The sequence below is a fragment of the Streptomyces sp. NPDC090127 genome (assembly GCF_044746945.1).
Classification (GTDB): Bacteria; Actinomycetota; Actinomycetes; order Streptomycetales; family Streptomycetaceae; genus Streptomyces.
The window spans coordinates 793324-808457 of record NZ_JBIVDE010000001.1; the positions used below are offsets into that span (position 1 = coordinate 793324).

Annotated in this window: 13 protein-coding genes; 8 read left to right on the top strand and 5 right to left on the bottom strand. The window is 66.8% G+C overall.

The window, feature by feature from the left end:
* Positions 1-427 precede the first annotated feature (427 nt).
* From ACIPPS_RS03470 to ACIPPS_RS03485, 4 genes are all read left to right on the top strand, one after another.
* Positions 428-814, top strand: a complete 387-nt coding sequence (locus tag ACIPPS_RS03470) for a CPCC family cysteine-rich protein (RefSeq protein WP_401426282.1) — start codon at positions 428-430, stop codon at positions 812-814.
* Positions 811-1542: a HEAT repeat domain-containing protein gene (locus ACIPPS_RS03475; protein ID WP_043465969.1), complete on the top strand. Its 732-nt coding sequence runs from the start codon at positions 811-813 to the stop codon at positions 1540-1542. Before ACIPPS_RS03470 ends, ACIPPS_RS03475 begins: the two co-directional genes overlap by 4 nt.
* A gap of 3 nt (positions 1543-1545) precedes the next feature.
* The gene (locus ACIPPS_RS03480) at positions 1546-2178 is read left to right on the top strand and encodes a DUF6000 family protein (RefSeq protein WP_043465972.1); all 633 of its coding nucleotides are present in this window, start codon (positions 1546-1548) and stop codon (positions 2176-2178) included.
* Between the two features lie 145 nt (positions 2179-2323).
* On the top strand, positions 2324-4153 hold the full coding sequence (locus tag ACIPPS_RS03485; RefSeq protein ID WP_401426285.1) for a hypothetical protein: 1830 nt from the start codon (positions 2324-2326) through the stop codon (positions 4151-4153).
* Positions 4154-4195: 42 nt separating this feature from the next.
* Here the strand turns inward: ACIPPS_RS03485 and ACIPPS_RS03490 are convergent, their stop codons facing one another.
* Both ACIPPS_RS03490 and ACIPPS_RS03495 read right to left on the bottom strand, forming a co-directional pair.
* Positions 4196-4732 carry an NUDIX domain-containing protein gene (locus ACIPPS_RS03490; RefSeq protein ID WP_043465978.1) on the bottom strand — a complete coding sequence of 179 codons (537 nt, stop codon included), beginning with the start codon at positions 4730-4732 and terminating at the stop codon, positions 4196-4198.
* Position 4733: 1 nt separating this feature from the next.
* A complete protein-coding gene (locus ACIPPS_RS03495) occupies positions 4734-6089 on the bottom strand; it encodes a hypothetical protein (RefSeq protein WP_043466060.1) in 1356 nt (451 codons plus the stop codon).
* A gap of 223 nt (positions 6090-6312) precedes the next feature.
* On the opposite strand from ACIPPS_RS03495, the gene ACIPPS_RS03500 reads away from it, so the two are divergent.
* From ACIPPS_RS03500 to ACIPPS_RS03515, 4 genes are all read left to right on the top strand, one after another.
* Complete coding sequence (locus ACIPPS_RS03500; RefSeq protein ID WP_401426290.1) at positions 6313-7062, top strand: hypothetical protein; 750 nt, start codon at positions 6313-6315, stop codon at positions 7060-7062.
* A gap of 74 nt (positions 7063-7136) precedes the next feature.
* A complete protein-coding gene (locus ACIPPS_RS03505) occupies positions 7137-8048 on the top strand; it encodes a phosphotransferase family protein (protein ID WP_401426293.1) in 912 nt (303 codons plus the stop codon).
* A 1-nt stretch (position 8049) separates the two neighbouring features.
* The gene (locus ACIPPS_RS03510) at positions 8050-8742 is read left to right on the top strand and encodes a bifunctional 2-polyprenyl-6-hydroxyphenol methylase/3-demethylubiquinol 3-O-methyltransferase UbiG (protein ID WP_043465987.1); all 693 of its coding nucleotides are present in this window, start codon (positions 8050-8052) and stop codon (positions 8740-8742) included.
* A 33-nt stretch (positions 8743-8775) separates the two neighbouring features.
* Entirely contained in the window at positions 8776-9321 is a 546-nt protein-coding gene (locus tag ACIPPS_RS03515) for an HAD domain-containing protein (protein ID WP_350714412.1), read from the top strand.
* A gap of 193 nt (positions 9322-9514) precedes the next feature.
* Here ACIPPS_RS03515 and ACIPPS_RS03520 read toward each other — a convergent pair whose 3' ends face one another.
* The 3 genes from ACIPPS_RS03520 to ACIPPS_RS03530 form a co-directional block, all read right to left on the bottom strand.
* The gene (locus ACIPPS_RS03520) at positions 9515-10597 is read right to left on the bottom strand and encodes a hypothetical protein (protein WP_350714410.1); all 1083 of its coding nucleotides are present in this window, start codon (positions 10595-10597) and stop codon (positions 9515-9517) included.
* 71 nt (positions 10598-10668) lie between these two features.
* Positions 10669-12039 (bottom strand): protein kinase, encoded by a 1371-nt coding sequence (locus tag ACIPPS_RS03525; protein WP_401426297.1) that lies wholly within the window; start codon positions 12037-12039, stop codon positions 10669-10671.
* On the bottom strand, positions 12036-15128 hold the full coding sequence (locus tag ACIPPS_RS03530; protein ID WP_401426300.1) for a hypothetical protein: 3093 nt from the start codon (positions 15126-15128) through the stop codon (positions 12036-12038). Before ACIPPS_RS03530 ends, ACIPPS_RS03525 begins: the two co-directional genes overlap by 4 nt.
* Between the last annotated feature and the right edge of the window lie 6 nt (positions 15129-15134).

Consider the following 15134-nt stretch of genomic DNA (forward strand, 5'->3'; position numbering starts at 1 on the left):
CTCCCCCTCCGCCAGGCGCTGGACAGGGCGCGACCCAGCACGGGCGTCGTCACCCCATCCCAGCACGGTACGGATGAGCAGGGGTGATGACAGGTGACGAGGGGTCAGCCATCCCAGCACCATCCCAGCACGGGAAAACGCAAAGGGCCCGACCCCGAAGAGTCGGACCCCATCTGACCTGCATGTTTACGAGGTCAGCGACGTGGTGATACGTCGACGGCTACACGTTGAAGCGGAATGTCTGCGGTCTGATCCTGACCTGCGGCGGAGCCCACTCCAGGGCTCTGACCTGGGATTTCCTGGTTGGCATGCGTTGGCTCCCGACGGCCGTTTACGGGTGTCCTGCGGACTGGGTGCGGACTGGCCGGGGGCTCCGAGGCGGCGAATTCCCTGGCACACCGGCTGGGCCTGCAACGAGACTGCGCAGGTGAGCGACCGCTACCCCTGTCCCTGCTGCGGGCACCGCGTGCTGGACGCGATGCCCGCCTCGTACGAGATCTGCCCCGTCTGCTTCTGGGAGGACGACGGGGTCCAGTTCCGCTGGCCCACCATGGCCGGCGGCGCGAACAAGGTCTCCCTCATCGAGGCCCAGCGCAACTACCAGGACTTCGGCGCATGCGACCAGCACGGCCTGCGGTATGTCCGCCCGCCGGCCGAGAACGAACCGCTCGACCCCGCCTGGCGCCCCATCGACCTGACGCGCGACTCCTTCGAGGACTGGGCGGCCGAGGACCGCGCCCCGTGGCCCGACGACCGCTCGGTGCTCTGCTGGTGGCTGCCCACCTTCTGGCGCCGGGACCACTCCGTGTCATGACCTCCCCCATCGAGACACTCGTCCAGCAGCTCGACGGCAAGGCCGACGAGTCCTACGACGCCCGCGCGGAGCTGATCTGGATCGGCGCCGACGCCATACCCGCCATCATCAGCGGCCTGCCTTCCCTCGGCGGCTTCGGCCAGCTGACCGCCATCGAGGTCTTCGAGGAGGTGGGCGATCCCCGCTGCGGCCCCGCTCTCATCGACCTGCTGGACAGCGACAACCCCACCGTCCGCGAATGGGCGGCCATGGCCCTGGCGAGCCTGGAGATCGACGGCGCCATCGAGCCCCTGCGCCGCGCCTACCGCGCCTGCCTGGAACGGGCGACGCCACCGGACTGGAGCGAGCCGGAAGGCATCCGCTGGGCCCTGACCGAACTCGGCGCCCGCGCCCCTGTCGTCCCGCCGCTCACCACGCGCCTACGAGCCTCCACTGCGGACGACGCCCCTGGCTGGCCCTCAACCCACTTCACAGAGATCATCAACGACCTGGCCGACCACGCCCAGGTAATCCTCTACTCCCAGTTCTGGCGAGTGGACACCGGCAGCATCTACGGCATTTCCGGCCCCGGCCTGGACTGGGAGCTCGACTGGACCGCGCCCTGGGAGCATGTGGTGGAGGAGTCCCGCACCTGGTCCCTGCTGGAAGCCTCCGAAGCCCCTGCCGGCGACGACATCTACGTCGCCCCCACCTGGATCGACCGTACCGACCTGTACCCGGAGAGGTGACCGATGCCGTTCCAGCACCCCGAGGAGGTCGGCTACGGCTACGTGATCGAGCGCTACGCGGCAAGGAAGGACTCGGGCCATGCGCGCTACCTCGTCCTGAAAAGTGGTCGATTCCTGCGGCCCGAGTGGCCTCACGGCGAACGTTTCGCCCATCACCTCATCGACGACGCGGCCACGATCACCGATGCCGAGTTGGAAGCGCTCCTCGGCTACGAGTGGCGCTCGCGCCTCACCGCCGCATGGCTGATCGGCGTCGACCGCCGCGAACGGTTCCGCGAACGCATCGGCGACCTGCTGTTGGCCAGTGAGGTCTGCTTCTCCGGTAGCGCCTACTGCTTCGCCCTGGCCCGCTTCGGCACCCACGCGGACGCCGAGATCCTCACCGCCTACCTCGACCATTACCTCCCCCGCACCGACCTCCGCTACGACCAGCCCGCAGCCCTCGGCGCCCTCCTCCGCATCGACGCCCACCTCGGCACCCAGCGCGCGGCCCGCTTCACCCAGCCCGACGGTCTCTGGGACCAGTGGGTCAATGCCCTGGCCCACCTCCGCGACCACCCCGCTTACACCCCCGTCGAGTGGCGCCGCTCGACGGACCTCCAGTGCGAGTTCGCCAACAGTTGGGTCCACGGATAGTCGACACCAGCCTGCTCGCCCCTCGCGAGTCCTCCAGGAACCCAACTTCAACGCCCCGGCAGACTTCTCGCTAGCCACGCTGCACCAATCTGGTGGCCTGCACCATGCGGAGTCTTGGACGCTAGGGGCAACGTGAGGAGGCCAGATGGGGAGGGCAAGTCGACGTCGCCGAGAGCTTCGAGCGTCGCCGCAGACTGCTGGAGAGGAAGAGAAGCGCGCGCGTCGGGCAGCTTCGAGGGCGGAGAGACGGGCAGCCTCGATAGGTTCCAGTCTCGATGAGTACAGGCACCTAGCCGGCATCGGCTCAAAGCGTGTCACCGAGGCATTGATCTCACGGCACAACAAGAGAATGTCCAGGATCGGCTCACTACAAGGTGACCTCAACGGCGAGGTAATGGGGGTCCTGGTTTCAGCCGGGTCGATCGACCTTTCTCTTCGACGCCTCGGAGCAAACAAGCATCGCATGCCCTCCAGTTATGCCGGTCCATGGATCGACCATGTGAGCTGGGGAGCGGACAGCGCGTTTCAGGCAGCGAGGCTTGTATTCTCTGGGCAACTCGCCGGAGCCTGCGCCATATTGCGTACGCAGCTTGAGCGGTGGACTGAAAATGTGGCATTCAATGCCGAACTAATCCATCAGCAAGGCGAAAGTTTCGGAGACTTCGCCGCGCGCGTTTGGTCAACAGCCAACATGACCTACCCCTATAAGGCCGACACTGCACTAATTAACGCACGAGAAGAGAGCGTTCGAGATACCTGGGAGGACGAACGACAGTCCGCCAAACAAGGTGAAGCCATCGCCGTCAGCGAGGACAGACTCGTCAGACCTTCCGAGCTCGCGGACGGCCTGTCGGAGATCCTGCATGGACGTGGCCCATGGGCAGAGCTGGCCTTGTGGGAGGGCGGCAGGCTCCTTGAAGGCGAAGACCCGCGCGCGCAACCTGCCGCAAAGCTGCTCGGCGACGCGATACTGCTCAACCTATGCCAGATCAGGGTGTGTGCAGCAACCCTCGCCACCGACGCCGGAAATCCTGGGCTCGCTCGCAGCCTGTTCTCAATGCCGGAGATTCTACCGGCCGGAACCGCGGCCCCGCCGCCAACCTCGCTGATGCCGCTAATGCCCTCGACGGGACTTGCCCCAGACGTGATCAAGACTCTAGAAAGGGGAGCCTATCTTCATGGACAGGTCCTCCTAGGCCGTCGCCCAGCGGGCAGACTGTACCGCGACGACGAGTGGGTGTTCCTGAGTTTTCTCGAACGCCGTGCCCGCGCAGCAAGGGGCGCCTTGAAGGCATTCGACGCGGAACGCGAGCACCTCGGAGACGAATTCAACCTGAACGGCGTCTCTTCTAAAGAATTCTATCTAATCATGGCGGCCGAGACGGCAGGACTAGCCTCCAACTGGTCCCCCAACAAGTGCACGGCAACCGCTCTCGCCCTATCATCAAGTGCACTGAGATCAGCTTTCTGGCTTTGGCTTGAAGACGACGACCGAGCCATGACCCTTCTGCGAGTATGCCTCGAACAGTACGCGCGACTTAGGGCTTGGAGGACGAAGCCCGAAAAGGCGGAGAAGCTGGATGAAAAGGGAGATGCCACCCCTAGGGATTGGCTAAACACCGCTGGACTAAAGCGCCTTCTTCCCTTTAATCGAGCCCTTGGCGAGTTCGCGCACGCCAAGAGAAATTCCAAGTGGGATGGCGCTCGCAAGCTCCTTACGGAAATCCAGGTCGATGCGACCCCAGAGACGGCCATCTACACAGCCCGAGGACACGCCATGGGTATCGTTTCTGGGCTGATCTGGCACGAATCAATCCAGCATGTACAGATGCTGGCCTCAGACGTCGGAATGGTGATGGAGGAGATCTTTAATGAGCATCGAGGGGAAGGCTTTGATAGTGAGATGAACGAGTGGTTCAACCATGTGGTTCAGTTCAAAGGAATGGAATTCGGCGCAGGGATCGGAGAAGCATAGATCCAGCAACCGGAACATGCCGGCGTGCTGGTCCCCCTGCTGCTACGCCGTCGGCCATCCGTTCAGGGAGACAGACACTCCGCCCTTGAGGTAGTTATGAAGGGCGCTGGCGGTGGTGTTGACGAATTCGTCGGGGATGGCATCAGCATCGACCCAGCGGACCTGGGAGTGCTTGCGGGGTTCGCGGTTCTCGGGTTCGCCGGTCCATTCGTGGGCGGCGAAGACGACCGTGAGGAAGCCGTTGGGGGCCTCGACGCCCCAGGCGCCGTGGATGATGTGGGCGACCCTGAGGGACTCGGGCTTCACCGTGAGGCCGGTTTCCTCGTACAGCTCGCGGACTGCCGTCTCCGTGATGGGCTCGCCCGCCTCGCTCTTGCCGACAGGCAGGTCCCACATGCCCTGGGCGAACTTGGCGTTCTCGCTGCGCTGGAGGAGGACGACGCGGTTGGTGGCCTTGTCGTGGACGATGACGGCGGCGACCAGCAGAGTCATCGATTCGAGCGCCGGCGTGAGGGCCTTCGGCTGGTCGTTGGTCTGCTGGGCCACGGTGTTCCCTTCGTCGGGCGGGTTGTTGGGCATGTTAGGCGAGGGCCTCGCGGGCGCGGCGAGCGAGATCGGCGGCGCCGGGCACTTTGCGGCGCTGGTAGACCGCGAGGGTGGAGCGGATCGACGTGATCGCTTTGCGGGTGCGGTCGGAGGTCATGCCCTCCATGAGGACCAGGGCCTGGGTCCAGGCGGCGACGGCTTCGTCGGCGCGGGCCTGGGCGGCGAGGCTGTCGCCGAGGTCGGCGTGGGTGAGGGCGTGGACGCGCTTGTACTTCTCGGGGTCCCAGCGGGTGAGGGCGTCTCGATGCTGCTGTTCGGTGCCGATGTGGTCGGAGAGGTCGGTCAGAGTGCGGGCGGTATGACTGGCCACGGTACCGGCGGCGGGGCCACTGACGCGGGAGTAGCTGGGCTGAGGACCGTCGTCCCGTAGGAGGGCGTCCTCGGCGGCGAGCAGGGCGCGTGCGGCCGACGAATGCTCGTCGGTGGCTGCGTAGGCGCGGGCGTGGGTGATGTGGAGGAGGGCCTCGGTCTGGCCGTCGACGTGGCCGAGACCTGTGCGAAGGGCGCCTTCGACGAGGTCGACGCAGTGGTGGGGCTGTTTGAGGCTCAGGGCCTGGTGGGCGAGGGCGCGCATCATCCAGGCTGCGTGGCCGTGGGGGTCGGCTTCGCAGGCGAGCTTGTAGCCGACCTGGTAGTAGCGCTGGGCGGCGCCTTCCTGGCCGAGGTCGTGGTGTTTCCAGCCTGCGAGGTAGGCGAGTTCGGCGACGGCGCCGAAGGCTGTCCGGCGTAAGGCTTCGTTGGGGAAGCGTCCGCGCAGCATAGGGGCGGCTGTGTCGGCGAGGTACGCGGTGACGGTGGTCAGGCCGTGCCCGCCGCCGAGGCGCTCGTCGGCGGCGCTGAAGGCCGCGGTGATCTGGCGTACGACGTCCACATCCTCCGCGCCGACCAGGGACGTGCCCGTGCGGGCGCGGAGCATGCGGGCGGTGGCTTCGTGGTCGTAACCGAGCGGCATGGCGACGCCAGCGGTGGTGAAGGCCGCGATGGTGAGGAAGCGGCGGCGCTCGACGTCGGCGCGGCCCAGATCGGTGACGGCGAGGACGGGGTCGGATTCCGCCGACTCTTCGTCATCACCGGCCTGGAGGCCGATCTCGGTACGGGTGACCGTACGTCCCGCTCGGCGGGACAGCGCCTCGGCCAGGTACTGGCCCACCCGGCCCGACGGTGCGCGGGTGCCGTTCACCCAGTGCGAGATGGCCGACTTGTTGGTCTGGAGGATCTCGCCGTTCTCGGCGGCGATGCGCCGCACGTCTCTGGCGAGGCCCTCGTAGGTGCAGTCGACCGCCGCGATGACGTCGCGCAGACGGCAATTGAGGTCTCTCTGCGCCGCCACGATCGCCTCCACTCCGGAGCTGTAAACCGCGTATACCGCTTCAACTGCCCTCCACCGTACCCACTGAGCGTGACCACAGGTTCACTTATCAGCAGCCGCCCGGAACGGCACGACCGTGATCCAGGCTCCCCCTTGGTCCGGGCGGCACCCCGAAGTTCCGTACGCCCACACCGGGCTCGGGCATTCCTGTGCCCGAACCCGGCCGATCAGAGACGGAGACACGGTGACCACCATCGACACCACGGCCATCACGGTCGAGCTGCCCGAGGCGTTCGACCCGCGCTGGAGCCGCCTGCCCGGCATCCAGGTCGACGGCCAGCGCATCACCATCGACCCAACCGAGTACTTCTTCCGCTTCGAGTCGAACACCTGGCTCGTCGCCGACTGGGAGCTGGTCAAGTCCCAGCTCCTCGGTGCGGACGAGACGACCGAGAGCGCGGTCGAGCAGCTCGCGCTCGATTTCATCAAGCAGCACGGCGAGTCGACCTCCGACGCGGCCCGCGTCCTCGCCACCGCGTACGAGGTGTACGCGTACCTCTTCCGCGACGAGCACCTGGCCGGCCTCGGCCTGCCGCAGATCACCGCCGACCACCTGCGGATGCTCCGCGAGGCCGCCACGCTCATGGCGCTCAACAAGGTCGAGCTGGACGGGCACATCTCCAACGTCGGCCCGTGCTGGTTCTTCCCCGCCGCCACCTCCGTCGTCTTCGACCTGGACGACGACATGGGCGGCATGCTCGACGAGGTCTACCACGGCGGCTGGTTCAACGAGCACCGCCGCATCGAGTCCATCAAGGCCCACGCCGCCCTCGGCGGCCGGCTCGTGCACGGCTGCCAGTCCGTGCCGGACCAGTCCGGCGGCGTGGTCGCGCCCTACGGTGCCTCGATGGCGAACTTCCGCGATGACCTCGCCGCGTTCAAGGCGGGCTGGATCGAGCAGGTCTACGCCCACCGCGTGACCCCCGCCGCGTAACCACCCGATCAGGCTCCGGGGCGGGCCGGCATCCCTCGCCCGCCCCGGACGCCACCACCCCCCGGAGCCCTCCCGTGACCACAAACCCCAGCGCCGAACTCCTCGACAACCTGCTCACCGCGACCGGCCAGACCACCGCCGTACGGGAGGAGGTTCGCGTGTGGTCCATGTCCGGCGTCGAGCGCGTGACCTTCCCCGACGGCACCACGGCCATCTTCAAGTACGCCAAGAAGCCCTTCGACAGCGAGGACCAGGCCCTCCGCCTGGCGCACACCCTCGGCGTTCCCGTCCCCCAGGTCCACGCCTCCGCCGTCCTGGACGGCTGGCTCGGCATGCTCATGGACGACCTCGGACCATCCGTCCGCGAGGCCGACGACCTCGACGGCGTCGCCGCGGCCGTGGTCCTGCACGGAACCCGTACGGCTCCGCCCTTGCCCGTCCTCGACCAGGACCGGCTGCGCGCGCTCCCGACCCGGGCACTGGAGCACCTCGAACGGCTCCGCAAGGCCGACCGGTGGCAGGACGCCGACGACGTCGAGGACGCGCTCGACCGGATCGCCCAGGCCGCCGAGGCCCGCTCGGCCGGAGCGACGCTGGAACCGTTCGGCTGGGTCCACTCCGAGTTCCACCCCACCAGCCTCCACATCGGCGAGCGCGGCTGGCGGCTGCTCGACTTCGCCCGCGCCTTCACCGGCCCCGGCCTGCTCGACCTCGCCAGCTGGCACGGCACCATCGAGCCCCCGCACCCCGTACGCCTGCGCGTCTTCCTGGAGCAGTACGTCACCGCCGGCGGCACCCCCGACGCCCTCGCGCCACGCGGCGGGCTCGCCGCCGAGAACTGGGCCCTGGGCTGGCACCGCATGTGGGCCGTCGAATGGTTCATGGCGCAGTCCATCCGCTGGATCAACGACCCGGCCACCGACCCCGCCTACATCAAGGCCGTCCGCCGCCACCTCACCGACGTCCTCCACCTCCTGGAGATCTGACGTGCTCGCCCAGGCTTCCCCGTGGCACGCCCACGCCCTCCAACGCACCGCCACCGGACTCGCCGAACCCCTGTCCGTGCCTGCGCGGATGGAGTGGACCACGAGGCCCGGCCAAGGGGCCGGGGCCGAGATCCTCGGCCCCGACGTGCGCGGCAAGCGACTCCTGGAACTCGGCTGCGGCCCCGGACACAACGCCGCCCACCTCGCCACCCGCCACGGCGCCCACGTCACCGGCGTCGACCTGGTCGGCCTCCAGGTCCGCCGCGCCCGCTCCCACTACGGACGGCTGAACAACCTCACCTTCGTGGCTGGCCACGCGCTGCACTACCTGCACGCCTCCGACGAGCAGTTCGACGCGATCTACTCCGTCTTCGGAGCCGTCGGCCTCGTCGCTCCCGAGCTCCTCCTGCCGGCCATTGCCCAACGCCTCACGCCTGGACGAGTGCTCGCCTTCTCCGTCCCCCACCCGCAGCGTGGTGGCCGAAGCCCCTCCGGCGACGACCTGCCCCGTCGCGACCACGTCACCCTCCCTGACCGCACCCGGCTCCCCATCGCCCGCTGGGAGTTCTCCACGGACCGGTGGGAGAGGCACCTCAGCCGGGCGGGCTTCTGGCTCACCTCGGCCCAGGAGTTCCACGACCCCCGCATGGGCCACTGGCCCACCACCCTGCTGATCCGCGCCCGCAAGCTCTGACCGCCGCCCCTCGCCCCGGCCCCTGGAGGACCGATGCGCCCGCCCTACCTGCTCCTCGACGTCGACGGCGTCCTCATACCCTTCCCCGACGAGCACGGCTCGACCCCGACCACTCACGCCCGCCACGACGTCGTGCCCGCTGGCCGGAGCGCCGATAACCCGGTCACCGTCTGGCTCGACCCCGCCCACGGTCGCCTGCTCATGAACGTGATCCGTGCGGGTCTGGTCACGCCGGTCTGGTGCACCAGTTGGCGGCAGGACGCCGCCACCCTGATCGGACCGCTCCTTGGCCTCCCGCCTCTGCCGCACGTCGACCTGCCGCGTCCCCAGATCACCACCAGCCACCCCAACGGCTACCTCTGGAAGCGCGACCACGTCGACGCATGGCTGGCCGACGCCCCCGCTGTGTGGATCGACGACGACTTCACCAGCCTCGACCACGCCTGGGCGGCGGAGCGCGCCGCCCGCGGGACGGCGACCCTCCTCGTGCAGCCCGACCCGCACCTCGGGCTGCAGCCCGAGCACCTGACCGAGGTCACGACGTGGGCCTCGCAGTTGACCGCAGCCCACGCCGCCTGACGACTGATGCCCTCGCTGCCATGAGCAGCGAGGGCATCAGCCTGATGAGCATGGTGCCCCACTCGACCAAGATGTGCGGAAGATCGGCTGCGTACCGACCGACATGACGCCTGAGCTTGTTGGTTGAGACTTCGAGCTCTCCGCCAACAGCACAGGAGCCTTGTGCGTTGCGGGTATCGAGCTCGTCACTCAATCAGTGGTCGCGTTGAAAGAGCTCACCTTGCCTTGGGAATCCCGCTCGCTGGTGCTGCTGAGGCAGACTTGCTGGGAATGCTGGGAGCATGCCTAGCGACCTCAGGATGCGTCCGGTGTCAGTCCCGTCGATGATCATGTAGGAGCGCGGGCGTCGAGCATCGTGGGCGTAGGCGTCCATCATGCCAACCACGCTCGGTTTGATCTGATGGCAGTGCTGCAGAACGAGTAGCTCCGCGGGCTCGGTGAACAACCGATCGATTTGGTCGCCGTTCTTGCCCAGGGCTCTGACGTCCATGGCGCGAGGATAGCCGGGTCCCTTGAACAGCCATGCAGCCGAAACCTGGTGTCCGCGGGCAAACACTCGTGATGTGTAGAGGTCCGAGCGTTCTCCACCCCAGTCCTTTGGGACATACGACTCGCCGATCAGTTCGGCGAAGGCGTGTTTCACCACATCCTCCGGCACGTGCAGGACCGCTTCACTCTCAGCCTCAGTGAAGGGAGATGTGAAGTCGATACCGCTGAATTGGCTGATATCGCTGGGGTACACCCGCGCTCCCGGCGTCAGCCCCCCGACGACGAGATCGCCATCGATGAACGACCTGATTCCGATGAAGACCGGCCTGAGCTCAATTTGCGCTGCACTGAGATTGGTGATCGTTCCGATCAGGTAGGCCCGCCTGGCCCCTGCGAGGCTGCCGGCCGCAGACGAGCTGGCGGTTCTTGCCGAGTTGAACGTGCCAGTGACGCGCACCTGCTCACCCGCGTCGAGCATCGCTGCAAAGCTGATCGGCTTGAAGCCTGGGATGTCCTGTTCCCGGTCCCGCTGGAACGCAAAATCCAACTCAGCTCCGACGACCTGCCCCGTGCGCAGGTCCTGCTCCAGGACGCACCTCGCCAACTCGCTGACCCCCAGCGAGGAAAGCGCCTCGGCTAGTTCTGCGGCAAGCACGTAGGGCAACGCTGCCTCTGGCTCGCTCCTGCGGGCAGCCCGTGCCCGCGCGGACTCTGTCCGCTGCTCGCCAAGGAGAGACTGAACCTGATCCTGGTGCAGGAAGTACGGCTCTAGCGCGATGCGCGTCATCGGAAACGTGATCCTTTTGGCTGGGCGGACCAGGCTCAGCGCCTGGCAAAGCTGGGACGACGTGGGAACGGTCACGGGATGTTCTTGAGCAGGCCAAGGAACTCGTCCACGTCCTGCGGTCGGTCGGTGGGATTGTGGCGAGTCGCCTCTGCTACTACTGCTCGCCAGGGTCCGCGTGCGGGCAGCAGTGGAAGGTTCTGTTCCGGACGCTCCCTGGTCAGGATGGCCGCGATGAGCCGCCCAATGCTGTAGATATCGGCAGCAGCCGTCACATAATGGGGATTCCCGGACGACAGCTCCGGCGCGGCGAATCCCTCGGACCCGAAACCGGTGCCGGTCCGAGTTCGGCGCGGAACGCTAGTCTCCCCTCGGGGCTGACGACCAAGCCCCCAATCTGCCGCGACCCAATTGCCGTTGAGGAGCAGAACGTTTGCTGGCTTGATGTCCCGGTGGATCCGGTCGTCGGCGTGTGGACGGCGCAGTCCTTCGCAGATCGCCGTGACGAGGTTCCGGAGGGCTCCTGTCTCCCGCTGTAAACGTTCTGCGTGGCTGGCGGCACTGCCGTTCGCAAGAGGCATGACGAACCACCGCCCGTCTGGGTCAGAGTCAATCACTGGCATAACGTTCGGGTGTTCTCCGTAGAGGTGCCCGATGGAGATTTCGCGGCCCATGCGGTGTATAGAGTCCTCATCACCGTAGCGGAGCTGTTTCATAGCGACGGGGATACGGGTGTGCCTGTGCACGCCGCCGTAGACCGCTCCCTGACCGCCCTCAGCGAGCGGCTCCTGGTCCCTGTCGTAGTCCGCCTTCGTTCCGCGCTTAAGCCACCTCACAGCTGCCCACGGCGCGGCCTCGTCCGTGTCGGTCATTGTCTCGTCGGTGAGAAGGGCACGGGCGGCCTCGATGACGTGGTCACGATAGGCCCCGTCCCGTTGCGCTAGGAGGATAGCCACCAGTGGACCGGCAGCCGGGAAGGGAGCAAGCTCGATGGCAAGACGGCGTGCCTCGTCGCCCTGAGCGGACCTTCGGGCGGCGCGCTGACGGGTGTGCTCTTGACGAGCCGCGTGCAGGTCAGGATGAGGAACCCAGCCGCGGGGTGGCAGGACCACACGAGCGCCGCGGAAATCGCATTCGAGGACGATGCACCCGTTGCGCGCGAGCTCTGCGGCTATGGCCTCGGCGCGGACGCCGAACATGGTCACGGCGGATTGCCATCGGCGGGGGCTGTTGATGGCGAAGGCCCACTGGCTGTCGGTTAGGCCGTGCGGGCGGCGGGGTGTAGGAAAGCCTTCGGGCTCCAGAGTGACGCGCGTGATCTTGGGATTGCCATGGCGGTCGGTGCTGTAGTTACCATCGGGGAGAGGGACTGCATACGTGGTGAGGCCGGGGTAGACGCTGAGGTGCCGCATGGCGAAGCCGCGCGGGCGGGACCTGGCGGTCATACCGGCTCCTGGTACTCGTTGCCGGTCAGCCAGGCCCTGAGCAGTTCGACACGTGGGCCGTGCTCGTCGTAGCCAACGACGACGGGCTGCTCGTTGTAAGGGCTGGAGTCTGAGCTGCGGCGCAGCTTGACGTACTCGCCGCAGGCGTCGATGGCGTAGGACTCCATGTCGTCTTGCAGTGCGCCGACGACGGTAATGCCGCTCTCCCTGCCGATCTGGCCAAGCAGCGCGACCGCCTCGCGGCGGTGCTGCTTGCCGAGGTTGCGGCCGAGTTCGTCGAGAACAAGGACGAGTGGACGGCCCGTGCCGCTGGCGGCTGCTGCGGCGCACACGAGCTTGATCGCCCGATCATCGATCTGTGCGGTGTTGGCCCGTCGGTTGTAGGGGATGTGCCGGCGTCCGCGGGCGCGCCGCCACATCGGCGTGACCTTCCAGTCCCAGTCCTCGGTGGGGTCGGCCGGCGGTGGAGGTTCGGCGCAGTCGAGCCAAGCCCCGTATCCGCCATGGGCCATATCGAGCCGGTCGAACGCCGCTGCGACGTCGACCAGCTTCTGCTTGATGGCAGAGGTGAGCGCCCCGCGGTGGGCCCGGCTGGCCTGAACAGCCTCCTCGTGGCCGATCCGTGCGGCGTCCAGGCTCTCGCGGCGCTCGTTACGCTGAATGGCGATCTGCTGGCGCTCGTACTGGTCGGTGTCTTCGTGCTGGCGCAGGTAGACATGGAGTGCGTGGCGCAGCGGGGTGAAGACGGCCTGGGCCCTTGTGCTGCTGCCGGGTCCACGCTGACTGAACTCTGCCAGCAGGCCAGTGATTTCCCTCGGCATAGTTTCAGAGGCGGTGGGAGGGAAGCACTTGGATATTGCGGTGCTGATCAGATTCTTAGCTTCTTCCCACCAGTCTTCCGCCGTCCAGGACTGCTGGTTATCTGGCAAGGCAAGCAGGTACTCGCTGGCGGATTCGAGGGTGCCGTCCCAGTGGGATTTCAGTCCGTCAAGGTCTAGCTGTGCTTGCTCCTTCCTGAGGTTTCCAATCTCCTCTCGCCGACCCTTGTTTGATTTGTCGAGGGCGGTCTTCTGCTCGCGCAGAAACGTGATTTGGTTTTCGCGGACTGCCGCCAGGCGGAGCACCTCGTCCCGTTCGGCGGCTGCAGCGGTGAGCTCAGGGATCAGTTTCGCGCGCTCATCCTGAGCGGCCTGATCTTTCACCTTCAGATTGCTGATCTTCCTGTCCAGCTTAACGGCCTCGGCTGCGGCTCTTACACCCTTCTGCCGACGCTCAGCCACGGTGACCTGCTGTACGGCAGTCTTCCGCTTCCTCTCGGCCTCTTGGTGAATGTCAGATTGCTGATGGACGCGCTCTCGTGCGGCGGCAATGCGGGCGGCGCGGTCGGTGACGGGTCTGGGAAAGCCGCCGATAGTCACGATGCCCGCTTCGTCGTGGACGCGGTCAGGGTTGGTGCGGGCGACGACTCGCGTGTCCAGGGCCGCGAGGAAGCCACTCAGGTCGTATTGAGGGTGGGCATTGCCTGGGAGGTCAACGTGCCCCGCTCTTGCGGTCAGGTTGGCCGCGATCAGGGTCGAGCCGGGTAGGTCCGCGAGGAGCGCACTGGCCCTGTCGAGATCGTCGGAGTCCACGACGGCGGCTTCACGGTACGGCCAAAGGGCCGGCTCCCACTTTGGCCTCTGCTGGTCGGTAAGGACAATGGCGTCGAGCAGACAGATGGCGCTGATTCTCTCGGTCGCAAGGACGTCGATCTGCTGCCGGGCCAGGTCTCTGCCGCTCTCCGCGTCCTCCAGGATCGCTTTGGCGTCGGATAGCGCCTTCTCCGCCACTCCGACTGCCTTGACCATCTTTTCTAAGTGAGCGTCCGCGTCAGCGCGTTCTTGGTTGGCGGTTGGCTCGTCGCGCCCGTCGGCGTCACGGGCCTTTCGCTCGGCCTCGCGCAGCAGGCCGTCGGCTTCTTCGATCTTCTGTTGCAGCTTTGCAACCTGTTTGTCCAGGTCACGGTCGACGCTGTCGAGCCTGTCGAATGTGCTCATCGCGACTTGCTGCCGTTGTGTGAACGCCTCGTCGTCGGCCAGCTCCTTCACTCGTCTGACCAGCTCATGCACCCTACGGCTGCCCTGCTCGATCTCGGTGTCGATCCCAGCGATCTCGGCTTGGATGTCGGCGTCGCGCTGGAGGGTGTCGTACAGCCGCCGTGCTATATGTGACCGCCAGCGGTCAGCGGCTTCGACGACGCACTGGCGCGCCTGGTCGCGAGCGTCTATACCGTCCTCAATAACCTGGGTGCGCTCTTCCCAGGTGGCTAGGTCGGACTCGGCATTGCTGGCTTCCTGGAGGCGGTCGTACTCGTTGCGGCGTGCCTGGCGTTCCTGCTGCAGTTCGTGGTCGATGCCGGTGAGCGCAGCGATTGCCTCGAAGATCCGTCGCTCGGAAATCTCGTTGAGCGGTTGGGCGAGGAGGTTGGGGGCGGCGCTGGCCCGTACTGATGTCGATAGGAACGACACGCACCGCACGTGCTCCCCGTAGAGGGTGCGCGGAAGGTCACGGGCCGCCACGTCATGCCGTCCGGCCCGCGCGGGCAGGGCCTGCCACAGCGAGTCGGCGGCCTGTTCCCGTTCGGCTTCACTGTCTCCAGCGGGTAGAAGCAGACCGTCCTGCCAGCGCAGTTTCAGCCGAGGCCCTTTCTGCCTACTGCGGTCGATCCGGATCCACACGGTCAGGGCGCCGGCCTGTAGCTGATCGAGGGTTCCGACGGCGGGTGCGAAAACGCCGACGAGGTACCCGTGGTCGGCGTTGCCCCAGCGGTCTTCACCGCCGGCGTCCTCGGAATTGAACAGCAGGTCGACTGCGGCGGGGGCGCCGGAGCCGAATCGCCACTGCTCATCGGCATGCAGCAAGCTAATTTGGGCCAGCAGTGACGACTTCCCTGCCCCGTTGGAGTCCTTCGGCCCTTGCCCGGCCACGGCGATGAGAGTGCCAGCTGCAACCGGGATGGGGTGCGTGGAAAGCCTGGAAATTCGCACGCTCTGAAGGCCGACCAGGACACGTTCACCGACAATGTCTTCTGGCGGCTTTTTGTCGCTCATGCACCG

Bases quoted from the DNA above. Each gene is read 5' to 3' on its own strand.
- ACIPPS_RS03475 (WP_043465969.1), top strand. From the start codon at position 811: ATGACCTCCCCCATCGAGACACTCGTCCAGCAGCTCGACGGCAAGGCC.
- ACIPPS_RS03480 (WP_043465972.1), top strand. From the start codon at position 1,546: ATGCCGTTCCAGCACCCCGAGGAGGTCGGCTACGGCTACGTGATCGAG.
- ACIPPS_RS03485 (WP_401426285.1), top strand. From the start codon at position 2,324: ATGGGGAGGGCAAGTCGACGTCGCCGAGAGCTTCGAGCGTCGCCGCAG.
- ACIPPS_RS03490 (WP_043465978.1), bottom strand. From the start codon at position 4,732: ATGCCCAACAACCCGCCCGACGAAGGGAACACCGTGGCCCAGCAGACC.
- ACIPPS_RS03515 (WP_350714412.1), top strand. From the start codon at position 8,776: ATGCGCCCGCCCTACCTGCTCCTCGACGTCGACGGCGTCCTCATACCC.
- ACIPPS_RS03520 (WP_350714410.1), bottom strand. From the start codon at position 10,597: ATGACGCGCATCGCGCTAGAGCCGTACTTCCTGCACCAGGATCAGGTT.
- ACIPPS_RS03525 (WP_401426297.1), bottom strand. From the start codon at position 12,039: ATGACCGCCAGGTCCCGCCCGCGCGGCTTCGCCATGCGGCACCTCAGC.
- ACIPPS_RS03530 (WP_401426300.1), bottom strand. From the start codon at position 15,128: ATGAGCGACAAAAAGCCGCCAGAAGACATTGTCGGTGAACGTGTCCTG.